The organism is Mongoliitalea daihaiensis, from assembly GCF_021596945.1.
Lineage (GTDB): Bacteria > Bacteroidota > Bacteroidia > Cytophagales > Cyclobacteriaceae > Mongoliitalea > Mongoliitalea daihaiensis.
Genome location: NZ_CP063779.1, coordinates 2,161,395 through 2,179,746, shown reverse-complemented (window position 1 = coordinate 2,179,746; position 18,352 = coordinate 2,161,395). Strand labels below are relative to the sequence as shown.

At 36.9% G+C, this 18,352-nt stretch carries 20 protein-coding genes; 19 read left to right on the top strand and 1 reads right to left on the bottom strand.

Features of this window, described 5'->3' with window-relative positions:
- Positions 1-2 precede the first annotated feature (2 nt).
- The 13 genes from IPZ59_RS09380 to IPZ59_RS09325 all read left to right on the top strand — a co-directional run bounded on the left by IPZ59_RS09380 (position 3) and on the right by IPZ59_RS09325 (position 10,792).
- A complete protein-coding gene (locus IPZ59_RS09380) occupies positions 3-542 on the top strand; it encodes a TlpA family protein disulfide reductase (RefSeq protein ID WP_236139587.1) in 540 nt (179 codons plus the stop codon).
- The gene (locus IPZ59_RS09375; RefSeq protein WP_236139586.1) at positions 539-2,725 is read left to right on the top strand and encodes a peptidase domain-containing ABC transporter; all 2,187 of its coding nucleotides are present in this window, start codon (positions 539-541) and stop codon (positions 2,723-2,725) included. The genes IPZ59_RS09380 and IPZ59_RS09375 overlap by 4 nt, the downstream gene beginning before the upstream one ends.
- 7 nt (positions 2,726-2,732) lie before the next feature.
- Positions 2,733-2,945 carry a hypothetical protein gene (locus IPZ59_RS09370; protein ID WP_236139585.1) on the top strand — a complete coding sequence of 71 codons (213 nt, stop codon included), beginning with the start codon at positions 2,733-2,735 and terminating at the stop codon, positions 2,943-2,945.
- Between the two features lie 322 nt (positions 2,946-3,267).
- Positions 3,268-3,987 carry a hypothetical protein gene (locus IPZ59_RS09365; RefSeq protein ID WP_189581100.1) on the top strand — a complete coding sequence of 240 codons (720 nt, stop codon included), beginning with the start codon at positions 3,268-3,270 and terminating at the stop codon, positions 3,985-3,987.
- 114 nt (positions 3,988-4,101) lie between these two features.
- Entirely contained in the window at positions 4,102-4,323 is a 222-nt protein-coding gene (locus tag IPZ59_RS09360; RefSeq protein WP_236139584.1) for a hypothetical protein, read from the top strand.
- A gap of 516 nt (positions 4,324-4,839) precedes the next feature.
- On the top strand, positions 4,840-5,061 hold the full coding sequence (locus tag IPZ59_RS09355; protein ID WP_236139584.1) for a hypothetical protein: 222 nt from the start codon (positions 4,840-4,842) through the stop codon (positions 5,059-5,061).
- A gap of 1,102 nt (positions 5,062-6,163) precedes the next feature.
- Complete coding sequence (locus IPZ59_RS09350; protein ID WP_236139583.1) at positions 6,164-6,517, top strand: hypothetical protein; 354 nt, start codon at positions 6,164-6,166, stop codon at positions 6,515-6,517.
- A gap of 113 nt (positions 6,518-6,630) precedes the next feature.
- The gene (locus IPZ59_RS09345; protein ID WP_236139582.1) at positions 6,631-6,792 is read left to right on the top strand and encodes a hypothetical protein; all 162 of its coding nucleotides are present in this window, start codon (positions 6,631-6,633) and stop codon (positions 6,790-6,792) included.
- The gene (locus tag IPZ59_RS09340) at positions 6,782-6,958 is read left to right on the top strand and encodes a hypothetical protein (RefSeq protein WP_236139581.1); all 177 of its coding nucleotides are present in this window, start codon (positions 6,782-6,784) and stop codon (positions 6,956-6,958) included. The genes IPZ59_RS09345 and IPZ59_RS09340 overlap by 11 nt, the downstream gene beginning before the upstream one ends.
- Before the next feature lie 41 nt (positions 6,959-6,999).
- Positions 7,000-7,785 (top strand): CPBP family intramembrane glutamic endopeptidase, encoded by a 786-nt coding sequence (locus IPZ59_RS09335; RefSeq protein ID WP_236139580.1) that lies wholly within the window; start codon positions 7,000-7,002, stop codon positions 7,783-7,785.
- Positions 7,786-8,324: 539 nt separating this feature from the next.
- On the top strand, positions 8,325-8,453 hold the full coding sequence (locus IPZ59_RS20270; RefSeq protein ID WP_262912272.1) for a hypothetical protein: 129 nt from the start codon (positions 8,325-8,327) through the stop codon (positions 8,451-8,453).
- 417 nt (positions 8,454-8,870) lie between these two features.
- Positions 8,871-9,224, top strand: a complete 354-nt coding sequence (locus IPZ59_RS09330; protein ID WP_236139579.1) for a hypothetical protein — start codon at positions 8,871-8,873, stop codon at positions 9,222-9,224.
- A 911-nt stretch (positions 9,225-10,135) separates the two neighbouring features.
- Positions 10,136-10,792: a CPBP family glutamic-type intramembrane protease gene (locus tag IPZ59_RS09325; protein ID WP_236139578.1), complete on the top strand. Its 657-nt coding sequence runs from the start codon at positions 10,136-10,138 to the stop codon at positions 10,790-10,792.
- Positions 10,793-10,991: 199 nt separating this feature from the next.
- Here the strand turns inward: IPZ59_RS09325 and IPZ59_RS09320 are convergent, their stop codons facing one another.
- Positions 10,992-11,228: a hypothetical protein gene (locus tag IPZ59_RS09320; protein ID WP_236139577.1), complete on the bottom strand. Its 237-nt coding sequence runs from the start codon at positions 11,226-11,228 to the stop codon at positions 10,992-10,994.
- A gap of 168 nt (positions 11,229-11,396) precedes the next feature.
- Here IPZ59_RS09320 and IPZ59_RS09315 point away from each other — a divergent pair, with 168 nt between their 5' ends.
- The 6 genes from IPZ59_RS09315 (at position 11,397) to IPZ59_RS09290 (ending at position 18,162) form a co-directional block, all read left to right on the top strand.
- A complete protein-coding gene (locus IPZ59_RS09315) occupies positions 11,397-11,606 on the top strand; it encodes a hypothetical protein (RefSeq protein WP_236139576.1) in 210 nt (69 codons plus the stop codon).
- Positions 11,607-11,609: 3 nt separating this feature from the next.
- Positions 11,610-12,125 carry a CPBP family glutamic-type intramembrane protease gene (locus IPZ59_RS09310; protein ID WP_236139575.1) on the top strand — a complete coding sequence of 172 codons (516 nt, stop codon included), beginning with the start codon at positions 11,610-11,612 and terminating at the stop codon, positions 12,123-12,125.
- A 75-nt stretch (positions 12,126-12,200) separates the two neighbouring features.
- Positions 12,201-15,062, top strand: a complete 2,862-nt coding sequence (locus tag IPZ59_RS09305; RefSeq protein WP_236139574.1) for a M16 family metallopeptidase — start codon at positions 12,201-12,203, stop codon at positions 15,060-15,062.
- A gap of 210 nt (positions 15,063-15,272) precedes the next feature.
- A complete protein-coding gene (locus IPZ59_RS09300; protein ID WP_236139573.1) occupies positions 15,273-15,893 on the top strand; it encodes a hypothetical protein in 621 nt (206 codons plus the stop codon).
- 399 nt (positions 15,894-16,292) lie between these two features.
- Entirely contained in the window at positions 16,293-16,979 is a 687-nt protein-coding gene (locus IPZ59_RS09295) for a hypothetical protein (RefSeq protein ID WP_236139572.1), read from the top strand.
- A 4-nt stretch (positions 16,980-16,983) separates the two neighbouring features.
- A complete protein-coding gene (locus tag IPZ59_RS09290; RefSeq protein ID WP_236139571.1) occupies positions 16,984-18,162 on the top strand; it encodes a hypothetical protein in 1,179 nt (392 codons plus the stop codon).
- The last annotated feature ends 190 nt before the right edge of the window (positions 18,163-18,352 follow it).

Here is an 18,352-nt window from a genome sequence, read left to right as displayed (position 1 = left end):
CTATGACCAGAAAAGCCTTATTAGTTAGTTTATCCGGAGTTTTGATTTTTCTACTCTCAGGATTGATATGGAAGTTTAATCAAAAGTCGGAGCAAGATGCACGGATCATTCAACAGATTCAGTCTATTCCTTCCATGTCCTTAGCTACACTTAATGGAGAAAAAGTGCAAATTGATGAATTTGCCTCGGACCGGCCCTTTCTGTTGGTTTACTTCAACTCCACCTGTGACATGTGTAAAATCATGCTTCAGGCGCTTGAAACACGGATAGAAGAATTTAACCATGTAAGTATCCTCCTTGCCAGCAATCAATTAAAAAATGAGCTTGAAGGTGTTTTGGAGGAGTATCCATTTCTTCATCAACAACATATAAAGCTAGTCCTCGATGAGGAAATGCACCTATCTACCTATCTTGGAGTGCGGTCAGTGCCCAGTATTTTTTGCTATGATAGTTCCAGTGCTTTAGTGGCATCGTATCAAGGCCCAGTAAAATTGGATATCATTTTAAAAAAGTTACCACATAGAAAGGAGGGCAGACCATGAAAATCAACGAATCCAACTTAAAAAAATTCCATACAACCCAATTGGGAGAGTATGCCTGTGGATTGGCCTGCCTGTGTACCATCTCAAAATATCATGGTGGAGAAGTCACGCAAGAAAAGCTACGAGATGTCAGTGGAACAACTATGTCCGGAACTACTCTTTTGGGCTTGATCCAAGCAGCTTCTGTAATCGGCCTAACAGCCAAAGGTTTTGAAGCGGAAATCAAGCACCTGAAAGAACAGGAAGCGCCTGTCATACTCCATGTGCTTATGGATCAAGTGAGGGAACATTATGTGGTCTGTTTTGGGTTTGATGGGAGTAAATTCTGGATCAGTGATCCCGGTATGGGAATTGTAAGCTACAGCGAAAAGGAATTAACTGAAATCTGGAAATCAGGCATTCTACTTCAAATAAAACCTAATGAACAGTTTCAGACCAGAAAATCCCAATCCAATGCTAAATTTGTCTGGTTCAGATCACTTATTGCAGAAGATATTCCTATTTTGGCTGTCGCGGCAGTTCTTGGAACGCTTATGGCCATCACAGGTCTTTCAACAGCGATTTTTTCACAAAAACTCATTGATGATTTCCTTCCTAATCAAACCTATGACAAAGCCATCTTTGGGGTGGTCGCATTGGGAGCTTTATTACTATTCCGCTCATTATTAGGATATTTTTTGGGTGTATTTATGGCAAGACAGGGAAAAGGCCTCAACATCCGGATTGTATCTTCCTTTGTCCGGAAAGTATTCCATCTACCCATGAACTACTTCAAGGGTTTCAGTACGGGTGACCTAATCGCTCGTATGAATGACTCCCTTCGTATCCAGCAAACAGTCGCAATGATTACGGGAACGGTCATTATTAATGTTTTGGTAGTAGTAGTTTCCCTAGCCTTTGTCTTCTACCAATCATGGGTGATGGGATGGTTATGTGTAGCAGCTTCTTTGGCATTTTTATTCATTGGGTGGCGCTATCATCAACCCATCATTGCCAAGCAAAAAGAAGTGATGGCCGCCCATGCCCTCAATGAGACGCAGTACATCGATAGCTTGACGGGAGTGCATGTCTTGAGATCCTATAATAAAGAACAGGTATTCAAAGACAGAATTGATCAGGTCTATGGGCATTATCAAAACAAGGGCTATGACTTGGCGATCATTGGCAATAGCTTTTCATTTTTCACACAAGTGATTGTTGCCGTATTTATGAGCCTGTTGTTCGGCTTGGGCGTCTATCTAGTGTTCCAAAAAAATCTTCAACTAGGGGAATTGATGGCCTTGATTCAGGTGGGGAGTTCTATTTTACCAGCTGTAGCCGGATTAGTAGTAGCCAATATACAATTTCAGGAAGCCAAGGTAGCCTTTGACCGAATGCATGAGATTGCTGGACTGAAAGCCGAAGATCAGGAAATTTCTATAAGTAAGGAAGAAGAGGTAAATCCAAACGTCCTTTTAAATGCAGAAAACCTGGCATTCCGTTATCCTGGTAGAAGCCCGATACTTAAAGGAGTGAGTTTTCAACTTCAAGCAGGGCAGACGACAGCACTTTTTGCTCCTGTCGGAACAGGAAAAAGCACCTTAGTGGAGTTAATTCAGCGCTTTTATGTTCCAGAACAGGGGAAGCTTTCTATGCCCTTCTTAATGGGTGAAGCCAATGATTTAATGACTTGGAGAAATCAGTTGGGTGTAGTCAGTCAAAAAGAAAAGCTCTTTAACGGGACAGTATTGGACAATATAGCCCTGACAAATAATCACCAAGAAGTAGAAAAGACAATTCAGACCTTGCAGGAACTAGGATTAGGAGGGTTTTTCAATCAATTCCCACAAGGCATTCTTACTATATGTGGGGAAGAAGGAAGAAATCTTTCCGGAGGACAATGGCAACTGGTCGGATTGGCCCGAGCCTTGGTAAAAAAACCAAAGATCCTTGTATTGGATGAAGCTACTGCGGCAATGGATTGGGAAACAGAATATGCAGTACTTTCTATTGTAAAATCCTATGTTCAGGCTAATCAAGCTTCACTTTTATTGATTACCCATCAACCAGCTTTGGCTGCAAGCATGGACAATCTGATGGTTTTAGAAGATGGGCAAATCAAAGCTTTTGGAACAGCCTCACAATTATTACAATCAGAGAATCAATTTTCTAAAGCATATCAACATCTAGTACTACTAAACTGATAAAACTATGGCAGGATTGAAGTATTACGAGCGCACGAAACTCTTGATAGAGTTAATTGAAAAAAAGAAGACAGGAGGACCAGGTGACCTAGCTAGAAACATAGGAGTTTCCAAAAGAATGGTCTATTTAATAATCGATGACCTTCGATTAAGTCTTGGAAAGGATATTTCTTACTCCAAAGACAAAAAAAGTTACATTTTTATCGAAAATTCTTCCTAGAGTGAAAGATTATTTCACCGATACAGCAATAAATTTGATTATCAATTAAATAAATGTTCAACCAAAAAACTAAATTTGTTATGAAAGAGCTAAATTTTGAAAAATTAGAGCGCGTGAATGGAGGTTGTAGTATTGAGGATATGATGCTTTATGCATCACTTTCTGTATATTATGCTGGTAAGAGTTCACTACTTTCTGGACTATACCTACATAAATTATATAATTGTATGTAGTTGAACTGCTCCGGTTAAAAATTACCGGAGCATCAACTAAATCCAATAAAATTAATTTTATCGCTATTAAATCTGCAAACCAAACCGACATGAGATATTTTATCTTAATGATTTTGCTGTTCGCCTCCACTATTTCTCATGGTCAAAAGCTTGAGGGAGTTTACATGGGAGATTTAATTGGAGAGCAGAATATGCTCATAATCGAAAAAGAAAAAGATCATTACTTGGTTACCATACAATCTGGGAAAAATCATTCAATCATAATGATAGGAAAAAAAACAGAAAATAAAATCAAGTTTGGTCTTCCCCTTGACAGTGGCGAAGAACTCGAAGTGGTGGCTTCTAGAAAAGATGAACTCCTTTCCTTAGTGTTTGAATTAGAAAAAAAGACATATCATGTATATTTTGAACCAGTTAGAAAAACATCTTTTGATAGTAAAAGCATATCATCCAACCATTTAAAAGATGAACGTCTTATAGGTACTTGGGTTGAAAAACAAACATTTACGCTTGAAGGAATACTTGATAAAGAGCTAGACAATTCCTCTAAAAATTACAAATTCACATATACTAATGATGGAAGAATCATACCGGAATCGCGAGTTTTTAGAGATTTAGCAAAAAAACATGGGCACAAATTTGAATTTTCAGATATACCTTCTATTTACTGGTCCACCAGTGATCATGCTATTTTATACACAGAAATTCCATCAATTAGTCAAACCATGCAGTCAACCTATCAAATCTCTGGAGACTCATTAACTATTACGGAAGAAAAAGTTAAACGAGTTTTTGTAAAAATAAAATAATTAAAAAAAAATTAATAGATTAGTTTAAATTAAACTAATATTTTTTGCTTTTGGGAGAGAAAAAATTGGTTTATAGGTGGTTTTATTTTTGGAGAGTAACAAAAGAAAAACCTTATGAGAAAAATTATAATGGCTTTCTTCTTCTTTATCTTCTTATGTTGGACTTACGCTGCCATTGATATTGCCTTCTTTAGTCCAAACTGTAATCAATTTGCAGTTTTAGGTGCCTTTGAAACATCGAGGCCTATTGCTGTGCTCATTTATGTTGTGTTGGCGATTATGGCCCTTATATCAGTTAAAACAACGAATAAAACAGGAAAAAAAGGAGATTCATGATAACCTACCTAGATTCAAAATTCGGCATTTGATATTCATCATTCGACATTGTATTCCAAAAACCTATAACTTGGCTTCAATAAGCCATCTTTCAAAATCACTTTTTCACAAATTATAAGACCTCAGGGCTACGCCCCTATTTCTCGCGAATTATTCCCTCCTACGAAATCCACAGGCCTACGGCCCTAGCCTTCATTTCGGATTAGTTGAATCTACGAAATACAGATCTACAGTTCTAAACGTCACTCTGCTCTGAAAGAGCAACACAAGAGTAACCATGGGTTCTCAAACCCATGATAAAATCCACACTCCTCTTCTCTGCCCTGAAAGGGCAGTACGCCTTTCATAGCTCAGCAAACCCGAAATTAAACGTTTATCTTATCTACCTTCTTTTCTAAATTAAGGCCTATCCATTATTTTTCACTAGGATTTACTCAAACACACTATGTGAGATTGAACTTACTAAAATTGCTTCTTTAAATCTTTCAAAACTGTAATCGTTAAAAGAAAAACCTTATGAGAAAAATTATAATGGCTTTCTTCTTCTTTATCTTCTTATGTTGGACTTACGCCGCCATTGATATCGCCTTCTTTAGTCCAAACTGTAATCAATTTGCAGTTTTAGGTGCCTTTGAAACATCGAGGCCTATTGCTGTGCTCATTTATGTTGTGTTGGCGATTATGGCCCTTATATCAGTTAAAACAACGAATAAAACAGGAAAAAAAGGAGATTCATGATAACCTACCTAGATTCAAAATTCGGCGTTTGATATTCATCATTCGACATTGTATTCCAAAAACCTATAACTTGGCTTCAATAAGCCATCTTTCAAAATCACTTTTTCACAAATTATAAGACCTCAGGGCTACGCCCCTAGCATTTTCTCGCGAATTATTCCCTCCTACGAAGTCCACAGGCCTACGGCCCTATACTTCACCCTGCTCTGAAGGAGCAATACCTCAGTAACCATGGGTCCACAAAACCCATGATAAAACACACTCCCTCGCCCTAAAAGGGCAGTACACCTTCTGTAGTCCAGTAAATCCAAAATTAAACATTTATTTTCTCTACCTTCTTTTCTAACTTAAGAACTATCCATTATTTTTCCTTAGGGTTTACTCAAACAAACAATAAGACAGAGCATTCGGAAGTTTCTCTTTTGAATCTTTCAAAACTGAACTCATGAAAAGAATTGTCAAAATACAATGATGAGCTTTCGTTTATCTCTTTAGCCACTCTTACGAGATTAATTGCTTATGAATCGCTCGTTCAACCCTATTTTTATCCACAAACGTATGATGTAATGAATAGTATAGCATCCATCATGGGTGTTATCTTGGGCTTTCTTATTGCTATGAAATTTGGAAACTTAACGGTTGACAAGGCAATAGACTTAAAAGTTGATTTTGAAGAAAAATAGTTATAAAATCAGTGGCTTTTGTAAAAAGAAAGAACATCGGTTTTTGCCAAAAATGCAAAAAACAAAAAAACCTTCTGCAAATCCACCCCGTTAAAACTAATGATTAATTTATAAATAATGAAACCAAAAGGTATTATTCAAATCCTAGCAATCATTTTCACTATAGCATTTTTTGCTTACCACGCAGGGTATGCCATTGGCAAAATAAAAGCGCACCATGAAAACAATCAAGCAATAGTCCACTAACTATCAAGAACCTACAGAGCAAAATTTATGAATATATTCAAAAACAAAGCGTATAAAAATCATTCCTTATGAGACTATTGTATGCTATAAGAGTTGGTGCATTTGCGTCATTTGTGAATTATGCCTCTTTGTAACTTTGATAAACACTAGTGCTATTTCACAAACTATCAATAATGCAAGAAAGAGATCTACTACTTCGATGGCTAAGGGCATTCTTTGAAGGTTTAAATAAGCTGTTGAATAAATCTTCTGTTGATAAAAAAGAAATACAGGAAATCTATTCTTCATTTTTCGGAAAGAATAGAGCCTATTTTCTTGAGTATGAAGGAATAATTATGATCGAGGAAATGTTTTCAGAAAATGACGACATTACCAAAAAAGAAAAACTAGTAGCCCTTTGTCAGCTTATGGAACTTGATCTTACCATAGAACAAGACAGTGAGTTAAGGTCTATTTTAGAAAATCATATTAAGTCAATTAATAACCTACTCTTAAAAAAATACGGATTTTATAAGGTAAGTTTCTAATGCAGATGATCATGTGAAACGTCAGTCAGCTAGCTAACCTGATTTGCCAGAGCGAGATTGGGATATCCCAACGCCCGGAAATGCTTGGGGAAAAATGAAAATTTATTTAGATTATGAACGATTTAAAAGAATTGAGTTTGGAGGAAAAAATCACTTTCAATGGTGGATTTAGATGGACACCATATGCTGTTGGAATAGGTATAATCATCGAGTTTACATTGGGATTAGCAGAAGGATATCAGGATGGAAAAGAAAGGAGAAAATATGGAAACTAATAAACTGATAGAGCTTTCTAACAATGAAGCTGAGGCCATCAATGGAGGAAGCATATTTAGAGAGATTGGTAGATATATTGGCGATAAACTAGGATATTTAATGGGAGATGATCCAGAACCATTTGATATGGGCTCAGTTTGGACAACCACTAATTTGATCGCATAAATTATGGGAAAGGGTCCCACCCTTTCCCATTAAAATAACTTATGAATAATTATAGAATTATATTTGTCTCCATGATCTACTTAGTTAGCATAGTAGTGATTGAAATATTGTTGTTTTTTATAGAGCCGGATTTTTTAAGGTCATCCACTTCTATTTTGTTGTATTCTTCTTTGGCAGTGATTTTTTTGAAATATATACACCCTATTGAAAGTAAAAAAATTCAAAAAAAACACTCGGAATATTTTGTAATGTTTTTAACTATAAGTGTCATCTATTACTATATTTTTCATTGGTCTGGTTTTTTTGAACATAGCATTCGCCAAGAATATGACATTTCTAACTTTGCGTACTACTACTTACTATTCCCGATTTCATTACTTTTTCCTGCTATAATTGAAGAATTATTTTTTAGAGGATTTCTTTGGGATAAAATCTCAAATACGTCGCCAGTAATAAAAATATTGATGATTAGTACCATATTTTCACTATTCCATTTCCCATCAAAAATTCACGAAGCACTGTTTTTGTTTGTCTCTTCATTATTTCTTTCTATGATCCATTTGAAAATGAAAGATATAAAGTTTGTCATTGGGATACATTTCTTAAGTAATTTAATTGGCTTATTTTATGGAATACATGGAAATGAAAATCTTGCCAATTATTCCTTTATCTTATTTCATGACGTAGAAACTACCTTTCTGGGTTTACCCATTACTATGATTTATATTCTATTAATTGAGGGGACCATGGTTATTCTTACTCATATTCATTATAAAAACTATAATTCGCTACCACGTCAAAGCGCAACAGTATTGAAAAGCAGCTGACATATTAGCCAAATGGTTTATAATAACTCAGGTAATCTTTATAATACTTCCAAAAATTTAGATTAGAGGTTAAGTAATAAAATCGTTAAAATTTAACCGCATGATCAAGGAAACAAGACGTAAGTTTTCTCCAGAGTCCAGGCCAAAATTAGCCTTCAAAGCAGTCAAGAATTAGTTTACCTAGGCTAAACTGTCAGAGAAGTTCTATGTTAGGCCCAGTGTTGATTTCCAAATAATAAGGAGAGAATAATTGCTTATGAAATGCTCGTAAAACCATAACTTTTCCCACAAACGGATGATCCAATGGTTATCATTGCATCCATCTTGGAAGCTATCTTAGCCTTTCTTATTACTATGAAATTAGACAACTTAACGTTTTGCCAAGGCAATGATCTAAAAAGTTGATTTTGAAGAAAACTAGTAACAAAATCTGTGGCCTCCGTAAAAATATAGTACACTCATTTTTGCCAAAAATACAAAAAACAAAAAAAATCTTCTACAAATTCACCCCGTAACTACTCATGATTATTTTGTAAACTATGAAAGTAAAAGCAATTACTCAAATTCTGGCAATCATTGTCACCATAGCATTTTTTGCTTACCATGCAGGGTATGCCATTGGCAAAGCAAAAGCGCACCATGAGAACAGTCAAACAATAATCCATTAATTATCAAGAAACTACGAAGCAAAATTTATGAATTTATTCAAAAACAAAGCATTTAAAAAATCATTCCTTATAGGACTATTGTATGGCGTTGGAGTTGGTGCACTTGCGGCATTTGTGTATTATGCTATATGATAAATCCCACATTGGCTTTAATGAAAGAATTGATTTTTTATCGATAGGTGCAAAATTATTTTCCTATTGATTTATTATCCAATAAATTAGAGTCTGGTGAAAATACATATCATGAAATTAAATAAAATCACATTCGTTGAAGGATTAATCATTGGACTTATTTCAGGAGCAGCAGTTGGGATTTCAATTTACTTTTTTTGATCAAAACCCACTTCTTTTTAAGCCTACCTTTAGCCAGTCTAGGATCTTGATAAACACTAGTGTCACTTCATCATACTCTCAATAATGCAAGAAAGAGATCTACTACTACGATGGCTCAGAGCATTCTTTGAAGGTTTAAACAAGCTATTGAATAACCCCTCTGTTGATAAAAAAGAAATACAGGAAATCTATTCTTCATTTTTCGGAAAGAATAGAGCCAATTTTTTTAAACCTGAAGCAATAATTATGATCGAAGAATTGTTTTCAGAATGTGACGACATTACCAAAAAAGAAAAACTATCAGCCCTTTGCCAGCTTATGGAACTAGATCTTACCGTAGAACAAGACAGTGAGTTAAGGTCTATTTTAGAAAATCATATTAAGTCAATTAATAACCTACTCTTAAAAAAATACGGATTTTATAAGGTAAGTTTCTAATGTAGATGAGCAAGTGAACTATCAGTCAGCTAGCTAAATTGATTGGCCATATAACGATTGAAAGTAACCTGATACTCGGAATTGGCTCGAGTTAATGGAATGAGATTGATCACGCTAGCAATTCTCCAACATTGCTCTGAAAGCGCAACACCACAGTAACCATGGGTTCTCGCACCCATGGTATAAATCCATACACTACTCCCCTGCCCTGAAGGGCAGTACTTAAATCATCCCCAAAGTTGAATCAAATGTAAATTTTACTCTACACATTAATACGCAATAGATAGATGATTTTCTTCGAAAGCAGTATTTTTAGTTGTTCGGAAGTAAAAGTTTTGCAAATGACTTTACCAACCTCAAAAACTATTTCGTTTTGACCAAGATCAATCAGCAAATCACCATGCTAGCTAACCTGATTTGCCAGAGCGAGATTGGGATTAACCAACGCCCGGAAATGCTTGATGCAGCACTTTTCAAAAATTGGATTAGCATCAATCATTTTTGACACGTAACTATGGATTATGTAAAATAAAAAGAAGGCACTTTCATCACCCCGATTTTAACCCTAAATACATCACAAAAGCAAGCCAAAAATAATGCATTATTAGTATTGTTCGCTTATCTCAGTCGAGTGATTATTTGTTATTTTTCCCTGGTTTTGTAAGAACTTTTGATTTCAAGAATTTGATCTATTATGTTTGGGGCTTATAATTGTATTTCGGTTTGATGTGAAACCAAGAAGTGAAATTTGACTCTAAATTTTTGAAACTGTGATTATGAGATATCTAACATATACGTTTTGGTTTTCGATGATGATTATTGCCATTTGTTTGTTCGCTTATGTCTTGGGTTACTTTAGTGGTATGATAGATTGTGCAGAAATTTGCAATTAATCTTTAAGTAGAATTGAATTGAAAAATATAAAGCAAACCTATACCAATTTAATTACCTTTATCACAGATCCTTACCTTAAGGATTCTTTTGAGAAAATAAGAGGAAGTGAATTTCTCTATTTGCTTTTGATAACTTTTGCCGTAATCATACCATATGCTTATGTACTACACTTGGCAGGGTTAGATCAGTTTGATCACAAAATGGATTTTCTATTAAAAGAGCATAAATGGCTCATAGCTATCATAGCAATTTTTGTAGCTCCATTATTGGAAGAGCCTGTATACAGATTACACTTAGACTTTAAGATCTCATCTATTTGGTGGAGTTTGGGCTTGTCTATATTATTGATTAGTGAGGTTTGGATTCCTTTAGCTTTGTTATGGGTTTATCTGTTTTATCTACTGTACAAAGTAAACCAAGGCGAGCGGCCTAATTTAAAATACTCAATCTTCATCTCCTCAGCATTATTTGGATTAGTCCATTTAATGAATTTTACAGACTTCGATTATTTTCGATATTTCTATTGGGTGCCATTTATGGTAGGTGCCCAATTTTTAATTGGACTTGTCTTGAGCTATATCAGGCTTAACCACGGAATTAAATGGGCAATAATTTTCCATGGGGCTTACAATGCGACCTTAATCATCCCTGCAATATATTTTTACGAAGGATAAGCAAGGCGTATTCTCAAAAGGAATTGTTTTCAGAATGTGACGACATTACCAAAAAAGAAAAACTATCAGCCCTTTGTCAGCTTATGGAACTTGATCTTACCATAGAACAAGACAGTGAGTTAAGGTCTATTTTAGAAAATCATATTAAGTCAATTAATAACCTACTCTTAAAAAAATACGGATTTTATAAGGTAAGTTTCTAATACAGATGAGCAAGTGAACTATCAGTCAGCAAGCTAAATTGATTGGCCATATAACGATTGAAAGTAACCTGATACTCTGAATTGGCTGGAGTTAATGGAAGTTTAATTGCCCCAATGATAATCCGTATGATCAAAAAATATAAGCCACTTCGGGAATGTAATTTCACAATAGCAATTCTCCAACATTGCTCTGAAAGCGCAACACCACAGTAACCATGGGTTCTCGCACCCATGGTATAAATCCATACACTACTCCCCTGCCCTGAAGGGGTAGTACTATCCCATATCTAAGAAAGCACTAAATTAAACGTTTATTTTTCATAAGATTTTTCCTCTTTTAACTCCCATTTATTATTTTCCAATTAGGATTGTTAAGATATCGTGTAGATAAACCACTTTCAATGAAAATACTCAAACCTTACATCTTCATCATTACTTTAGCGATGATAGCTTCACCATTAATCGATAGCTATTTGTTAGATGAAAAACTAGGACGACATGCCTATGGATTATTTGCCGCTGGAATGTTTATTCATTCAATGACACTTGTACTACCTATATTCAGAAAATGGAAAAAAGAAAAATTCAAGTCCATAAAAGCTGACTCCTAAACGATGAAAAACTGGAAAGACCCGATTCGTTTATTCATCGAAAATCACAAGCATCGAGTACCATTACAACTTCTCCTTTGCTTTTTTGCTATGGAGGTGTTTTACACTATTACGTCCTCCTGGGTTGTTAATTGGCTCGTAGATGATTCTGTATTTGAAATTGACTTTCTACAGGACATGTCCACCACCGAAATATTTTGGGTGGCAGTATTTCTAGGCCCACTTTTGGAAACTTTCCTTTTTCAATATCTTATAATTGAATTAGTCTTTTGGTTTGAATCAATCATTAAAAAACAGATCCCATTGCTTATTCCAATCCTCCTTTCAGCAATACCATTCGGACTTACGCACGATTACAACACCTATTATCTTGTGACCGCCACCATCTCAGGGGTCATATTCGCTTTCTTTTATATCATGGCCAAGCAGGTAAATGGTCTTAACCCTTTCTGGTCAGTATTTTCAGTGCATGCAGCTATGAATTTGGTGAGCTTTATTCTCAACCAATTCTATGAATAAATCAGCTAGCAATCATGAAACTTAAAAACGAAACCTTTATTCACATAGCCCGTTGGAAAAATAAAATTTAAACCTATGAAAAAGCTATTTTTACTAATCTTTTTTTTACCCATTGGCCTTTTTGCCCAACAATTACCAATAGAAACCTATCAATTACCAAATGGACTCACCATCTATTTGCACGAAGACAAAACTAGACCTGAAGTACTCGGTGCGGTAGTCGTTAATGGTGGGGCTATTTGGGATCCAGCGGATGCGACAGGCATGGCCCACTATCTCGAACATATGCTCTTCAAAGGAACTACCGAGATCGGAACCGTTGATTTTGAACAAGAGTCCATACACTTAGCAAAAATCGATTCCCTCTACGAGGAACTGGGGAAAACAAGATCGGAAGAGCTCCGAAAAGCTATCCAACTCCAAATCAATGAACAAAACTTGCTCGCCTCCGAATTTGCGGTAGCCAATGAATTTGACCGCCTCATCAATAGCATTGGTGGTAAAGGACTGAATGCCTTCACTTCCCATGACATGGTGATGTACTACAATACTTTCCCTCCTCATCAACTCGAAAAATGGTCCGAAATCTATTCCCACCGGTTCATGAATCCCGTCTTTCGCATGTTTCAGTCCGAACTAGAAACGGTCTATGAAGAAAAAAACATGTACATGGATGACCAAACCTACAAGTTGATAGAAAGCTTTGATCGGGCATTCTATAAAAACCACCCTTATGGGCAACGAGATATCTTGGGTGAAATAGAACACCTCAAAAACCCTTCCCTCAAGCGCATGTACGAGTACTATCAAACGTACTACGTCCCTTCCAACATGGCACTGATCATCAGTGGTGACATAGAAATCGAACAAATCAAATCTATTCTGGAAGAAAAATTCGGACGCTGGGAAGCCAAAGATAAACCCGCCCGCGAACGTATCGCCGAAGCAGATTTCAAAGGAAAAGAAGTTATCAAAGGACGCTACACTCCTATCAAAGTGGGAATCGCTGGTTTCAGAACTGTTCCCTCCGGACACCCAGATGAGGCAGCACTCACCGTAATTAATGAACTCCTCAGCAACAGTAATCAAACTGGGTTATGGGATAAACTGACTATGGACAACAAGCTACTCGCAGCCGAGATGGAAGCTGATATCCAAGTGGAACATGGTCGAACACTCGTAATCTTTGTACCAAAGATTGTGGGCCAATCCTTAAAAAAGGCTGAAAACCTGATGATGGCCGAGCTAGAAAAGTTGAAAGCAGGCAAATTCGATGAGCAATTATTGGATGATATCAAACTCAATTATAACAAGCGCCATCAATTGAATTTGGAATCCAACTTCCAAAAAGCATACTACATGGCAGAAGCTTTTATCAGCGATCGTTCATGGGAAGATGTATTAGCTATCAATGAACAAATTCAGAATATCACCAAAGAACAAGTGGTCGCCATGGCAAATACCTATTTCGGAGAAAATCGCCTTGTATTGTACTCCAGAACTGGCTTCCCAAAGAAAAACAAGCTTCCAAAGCCTCCCTTCACCCCTGTTAGTCCGAAAGGAACAGAATCTGAGTATGCTAAAGCATTTAAAGCCATTCCGGAACTCCCTCTGAATCCAAGTTTCATCAACTTGCAAGAGGCTGTTCAAGTCAGCAAGCTAAAAGAACGGGTCGAACTCTATCACTCCCCTAATCCCATTAATAGCATCTTTAGCTTCACCTTGAATATCCAAAGAGGAGACCTGCAAGATAACCAACTAGAATACTTAGCATCCATGCTAAACTCCGCTGGGACAGCTACAAAAAGCAGGGATGAATTCAAATCTGCCTTAGCTCGCTTAGGCACAAGCCTATCCATTTACAGTAATGACATACAGTTTATCGTTTCTATGCAAGGAGTGGAAGAAAACTTCCAAGCCAGTATTGTTTTACTTCAGGAACTCCTCTCAAAACCTGTATTCTCAGAACTGGGTAAAAAGAGTTTCCTTTCAGGAGTACGATTTGAACGTCGAATGGAAGGAAAAGACCTAGATGCCAAATCAGATATCATCAGCGATTATCTGATCTATGGGGAAAACTCCCCTTACCTTACCCGCATGTCTATAAAGGAAATCAAGGACCTGCCCTTTAGTGCTCTTCAGGAAAGTTTGAAAACACTGCTTGAAACTGAATCATTGATCACGTATGTAGGAAACACTCCTCATCAGGAAGTAGAACAGTTGCTGCAAAATTCCCTGGGAAGTATTTTATCAGGTACGCATGCCAAAAAGATGGAAGAACGGGCATTTGCCAATCATGCAAAACCAACCGTATTTTTCATGAATGATAAAAAGGCCATTCAAACACAGATTTATTTCTTAAGCAATACTAATCTGCCATTCTCACAAGAAAATCAATATGCCATTAATGCATTCAATGAATATTTCGGCAACTCCATGTCGGGTTTAGTGTTTCAAGAAATCCGAGAATTCCGTTCCCTTGCCTACGCTACAGGCGCCCGGCTATCTAATGGAACTATCCGTGGAAGAAATGCCCATATTATCGGATTTGTGGGTTGCCAAGCGGATAAAAGTGTAGAAGCAATGACTGTATTCAGGGATTTACTTCAAGACTTACCCAAAAAAGAGGAGCGCCTGCCCGAAATCCAAAAATCATTGGTTCAATCGGTTGCTTTTTCCAAACCCTACTTCCGAAGCATGCCGCAAACCATTTATAATTGGAAATTACTCGGCTTCAATGAAGATCCAAACAAACAATTTTATGAGCGTTATCAAGACATCAGCTTTAATGATATCGATAAAGCTTATAAAACCTATGTGGCTGGAAATCCTTTAAACTTTAGCATCGCAGGAAATAAAAAATCCATGGACCTCAAAGCTTATGAAGCGTTTGGGGAAGTGGTGGAAATGAGCCTAAAACAAGTGCGTAAAAAATAAACCTAGCATCATTCACTAGTATCCTTATGAAATCGTGGAATAGGACTAAAAAAATCAGCCTCTACTTTATAGCTAATTTAGTGGTCGTTTTAATCGTAGGAAAATTAATTGGGTACTACATACACGGAGGACCTTTAAGTACTGGCCACTATGCGGCTATGTTCGCTGCTTCGTTTTGCGTTAACTATTCCATTATGAAAAAAAAATCACATGAATGAGCCTAACATGTCTTTCGTTAATATGATTTTAATTTGGGTAGTTTTGCTACTAACCCGTACTTCTTTTGCACAGGACATCATCTGGAAAGAAAATGGAGAAGTGTTGGATGTATTTATCCATAAAATGAGATTGGAGCGGGTAGTGTATCGACTGGAGGATGACCAAAAAGCCCAAAAATTCCGTTTGCGCTATCGGGACATATCCAAAGTTGAGCGGAATAACGGAGATATTCATTATTATCTATTAGGGGAAGAAATATCTATGGAACCAACTGAAGATTTTTTACTAGGTTGGTCTGATGCGGACTTTCACTACAAAGTCCAGCCTCTAGCTCAGGCAGCAGTCTTCGCAAATATGAGTATATTTTCATTTGCTTCATTTTCATACTCTACCTTATATGCAGCGGGCTATTCGCTCACCTATTTCCTTAGCGGAGAACCTCCCAAAGACAAAAACTTGAATTACCCCGATGCCTTATTAATGGAAAACGAAGCATACGCCGCTGGCTACCGAGAAAATGCTTGGAGAATAAAAGACAGAAGGATCAATGCTATGAGTGGAATAGGTATAGGAATCGGCATCTTGACTTCTTTTGCTTTAATACTTCGATAAACAGAGACCAATGATTTTATTGTTTGACATACTGATCGACCTCCTAATGATTGGAATACTTCAATTTATTGGCTTTGTATCAAGAACATTTGCATTCAAAAAGTCAAAACCCAAACTTTTTGATTTCAAAAGAAACTTCGTGGCAGCACTTTTTCTATTTATCCTTATCGTAAGTGTTTATAGCATATTTTTCAAAGGTTAACTTCAAAACAACTAAAACCTATTCTAAACCCACTGGTTGACAAGTATTTAAACACTAACAAACATTAAACTAAGCCAAGCGAATAAATCAGTAAACAAACTTATATTACCGATCATATGATTTTTCCAATAAATTTTCTCACATTTTTCAGCCTTTCACAGAAGTTCTTCGTACATCTAAAGAAAAAAACTTCCATTATGCTTACATCTTTTAAAACTCTAGGCTTATTGGCCTTTGCCCTTTTTATAATGGGTTCATTTAGTGTTCAAGCTCAATTTATTTCCCGGATGGGACCGGTCGATGGATTCACTAAACCAGAAGACATCACGATCCTCCATGATTACAGCGAAACCAAAGACCTCATCAAAATAGGAGAAGCACACTCCAAGGCTAGAGGTGCTTGGGTATTCACAGCTATCAATGCCATGGATACGAGGGCCAGAAAAAAACTCTTAGAAGAAGCGAGTTCTAGAGGTGCCTCACATGTTTGGATAACCCAGCGCATGCCCTACGGAGGCTTGGAAAAATTTTACAGTTATCAAGCAGTATTCTACCTAGCACCTGAGAAAAAAATCACCGAAGCACAGGTAAGAGAAGTACTTAGGAAAGGTACATTCGCCCATCAGCAAACAGCCAGAACTAATCGGAATGCGTATGGAATAAAGCTGAAGTCAATCAATAAAGAAAATGTCATCACCCTACACGAAGGCTCTGATATTTTCAGTACCGAAGAAGGGGTATTTGTCAATATCCAAACCCCCAAAAGAAATGAAGTTCGTACCTTTACCTACCAAATCATTGGAATTCAAGAGAATTTGATTTTCTTGTCAGAGGTTGTGAAACCTAATAAAATCTACGCTGTTCATCAATTGTATAAGCGATGATTGTATGTACACCAACTACTTTAATTCAGTCTTTCTGTTCAGTTTCCTCCTCCTTAGTCTTGCTTGTACTAAGAGAGAAACTGAAACCCTTTCCTCAGTCAATATCAGTAGCTATGAAATAGTCGTTGAAGACTCTGTTATAGTGGACTATATTGGCGTTTTAGGCTGGTCACATATCAGTCCAGATGGAGCACATTTCCTGGCCATGAACCTTCAAAACTCGGAAATCCTACTAATCGACCAAGTTGGAAATATCTTGCAAACCTATCAGTTTACAGGTGATCAACCTGATGCTATCGGCTCCAATCCCATTGCACGACCACAATTTAGAAACTCAGAATCCTTCGCAGTCTTAGGGATCAATGGATTCTTCCAGTTTGATTTTGCAGGTAAACTCTTGGGCAAATTCAAACCTGACTTTACTCCTGCCATGGGCTATCAGGTGTTTCATGCAGATTTATTCCAATTTAGAAATGAAAATGAAGCACTGGCTCAAGTGGGTTCAAGAAATCAAAAAGGCTCTGGATTCTATTCTATCGACGCAGGTACGATTCTAGAAAAAATCAATATTCAGAACAACACCTTCACTGGAGTTGTACCCTATCCTTCTAACTCCCGTTTCAGTAAATCGGATGAAATCTACACTCAAACGTCCACCTATCCGGTGATGCGGGTACAGGGTTCAGGAGTTTATGTAGCATTTACCAATGATCCAACCTTGTATTTCTACAAATGGTCAGACTTAGAACATCCTGCTAAGGAAATTGCATTGAAATTTGATGCCTTTGAGCAGATCAAAGGGAAAGATCCAAAAGCCATAGACTTGGATGTTATAAGTTTCGATACCCGAACATTTGCCTATGGATCCATCAATCACATGCACAGTTACCAAAACCAACCCTTGATTGGTTATGAAAGCGGCCTGACAGATGAAGCTTATGCGCGAGCTATTGAAGGCGTAAATGGCTTCCAAGAAATTTTCCAAGCAATCAACAAAGTTCAAGTAGCTAAGTGGGCCTTGGTTTCTGAAGATGGAGGCTTAATCCCGATAGAAATCCCCAAAGAGTTAGGACGAATTGAGTTTATCGATTCAGAAAACAATATATGGATTTCACCTAACAAAAGTGAACGAGAACGCGACTACGAGGCACTCTTCAAAGCACGGCTTCGAGCAAAACCCTAATTTCCATACAACAAAAAACAGCCCCAAGATCGCTACTGGGGCTGTTTTTTTATACCAAAGCTATTCCCACCTTATTTCGAACAGCATATTTCACTTTATTTCAATTCAAATATCGCCTAAGGCAATAATATCGATCTTGACCAAAATCAGTCAAAACCCAAGATTATTTCCACCTTATTTCACAACGTAT

Coding starts and splice junctions, on each gene's coding strand:
- IPZ59_RS09380 (WP_236139587.1), top strand. CDS start 3: ATGACCAGAAAAGCCTTATTAGTTAGTTTATCCGGAGTTTTGATTTTT.
- IPZ59_RS09375 (WP_236139586.1), top strand. CDS start 539: ATGAAAATCAACGAATCCAACTTAAAAAAATTCCATACAACCCAATTG.
- IPZ59_RS09370 (WP_236139585.1), top strand. CDS start 2,733: ATGGCAGGATTGAAGTATTACGAGCGCACGAAACTCTTGATAGAGTTA.
- IPZ59_RS09365 (WP_189581100.1), top strand. CDS start 3,268: ATGAGATATTTTATCTTAATGATTTTGCTGTTCGCCTCCACTATTTCT.
- IPZ59_RS09360 (WP_236139584.1), top strand. CDS start 4,102: ATGAGAAAAATTATAATGGCTTTCTTCTTCTTTATCTTCTTATGTTGG.
- IPZ59_RS09355 (WP_236139584.1), top strand. CDS start 4,840: ATGAGAAAAATTATAATGGCTTTCTTCTTCTTTATCTTCTTATGTTGG.
- IPZ59_RS09350 (WP_236139583.1), top strand. CDS start 6,164: ATGCAAGAAAGAGATCTACTACTTCGATGGCTAAGGGCATTCTTTGAA.
- IPZ59_RS09345 (WP_236139582.1), top strand. CDS start 6,631: ATGAACGATTTAAAAGAATTGAGTTTGGAGGAAAAAATCACTTTCAAT.
- IPZ59_RS09340 (WP_236139581.1), top strand. CDS start 6,782: ATGGAAACTAATAAACTGATAGAGCTTTCTAACAATGAAGCTGAGGCC.
- IPZ59_RS09335 (WP_236139580.1), top strand. CDS start 7,000: ATGAATAATTATAGAATTATATTTGTCTCCATGATCTACTTAGTTAGC.
- IPZ59_RS20270 (WP_262912272.1), top strand. CDS start 8,325: ATGAAAGTAAAAGCAATTACTCAAATTCTGGCAATCATTGTCACCATA.
- IPZ59_RS09330 (WP_236139579.1), top strand. CDS start 8,871: ATGCAAGAAAGAGATCTACTACTACGATGGCTCAGAGCATTCTTTGAA.
- IPZ59_RS09320 (WP_236139577.1), bottom strand. CDS start 11,228: ATGGGTGCGAGAACCCATGGTTACTGTGGTGTTGCGCTTTCAGAGCAA.
- IPZ59_RS09315 (WP_236139576.1), top strand. CDS start 11,397: ATGAAAATACTCAAACCTTACATCTTCATCATTACTTTAGCGATGATA.
- IPZ59_RS09310 (WP_236139575.1), top strand. CDS start 11,610: ATGAAAAACTGGAAAGACCCGATTCGTTTATTCATCGAAAATCACAAG.
- IPZ59_RS09305 (WP_236139574.1), top strand. CDS start 12,201: ATGAAAAAGCTATTTTTACTAATCTTTTTTTTACCCATTGGCCTTTTT.
- IPZ59_RS09300 (WP_236139573.1), top strand. CDS start 15,273: ATGAATGAGCCTAACATGTCTTTCGTTAATATGATTTTAATTTGGGTA.
- IPZ59_RS09295 (WP_236139572.1), top strand. CDS start 16,293: ATGCTTACATCTTTTAAAACTCTAGGCTTATTGGCCTTTGCCCTTTTT.
- IPZ59_RS09290 (WP_236139571.1), top strand. CDS start 16,984: ATGTACACCAACTACTTTAATTCAGTCTTTCTGTTCAGTTTCCTCCTC.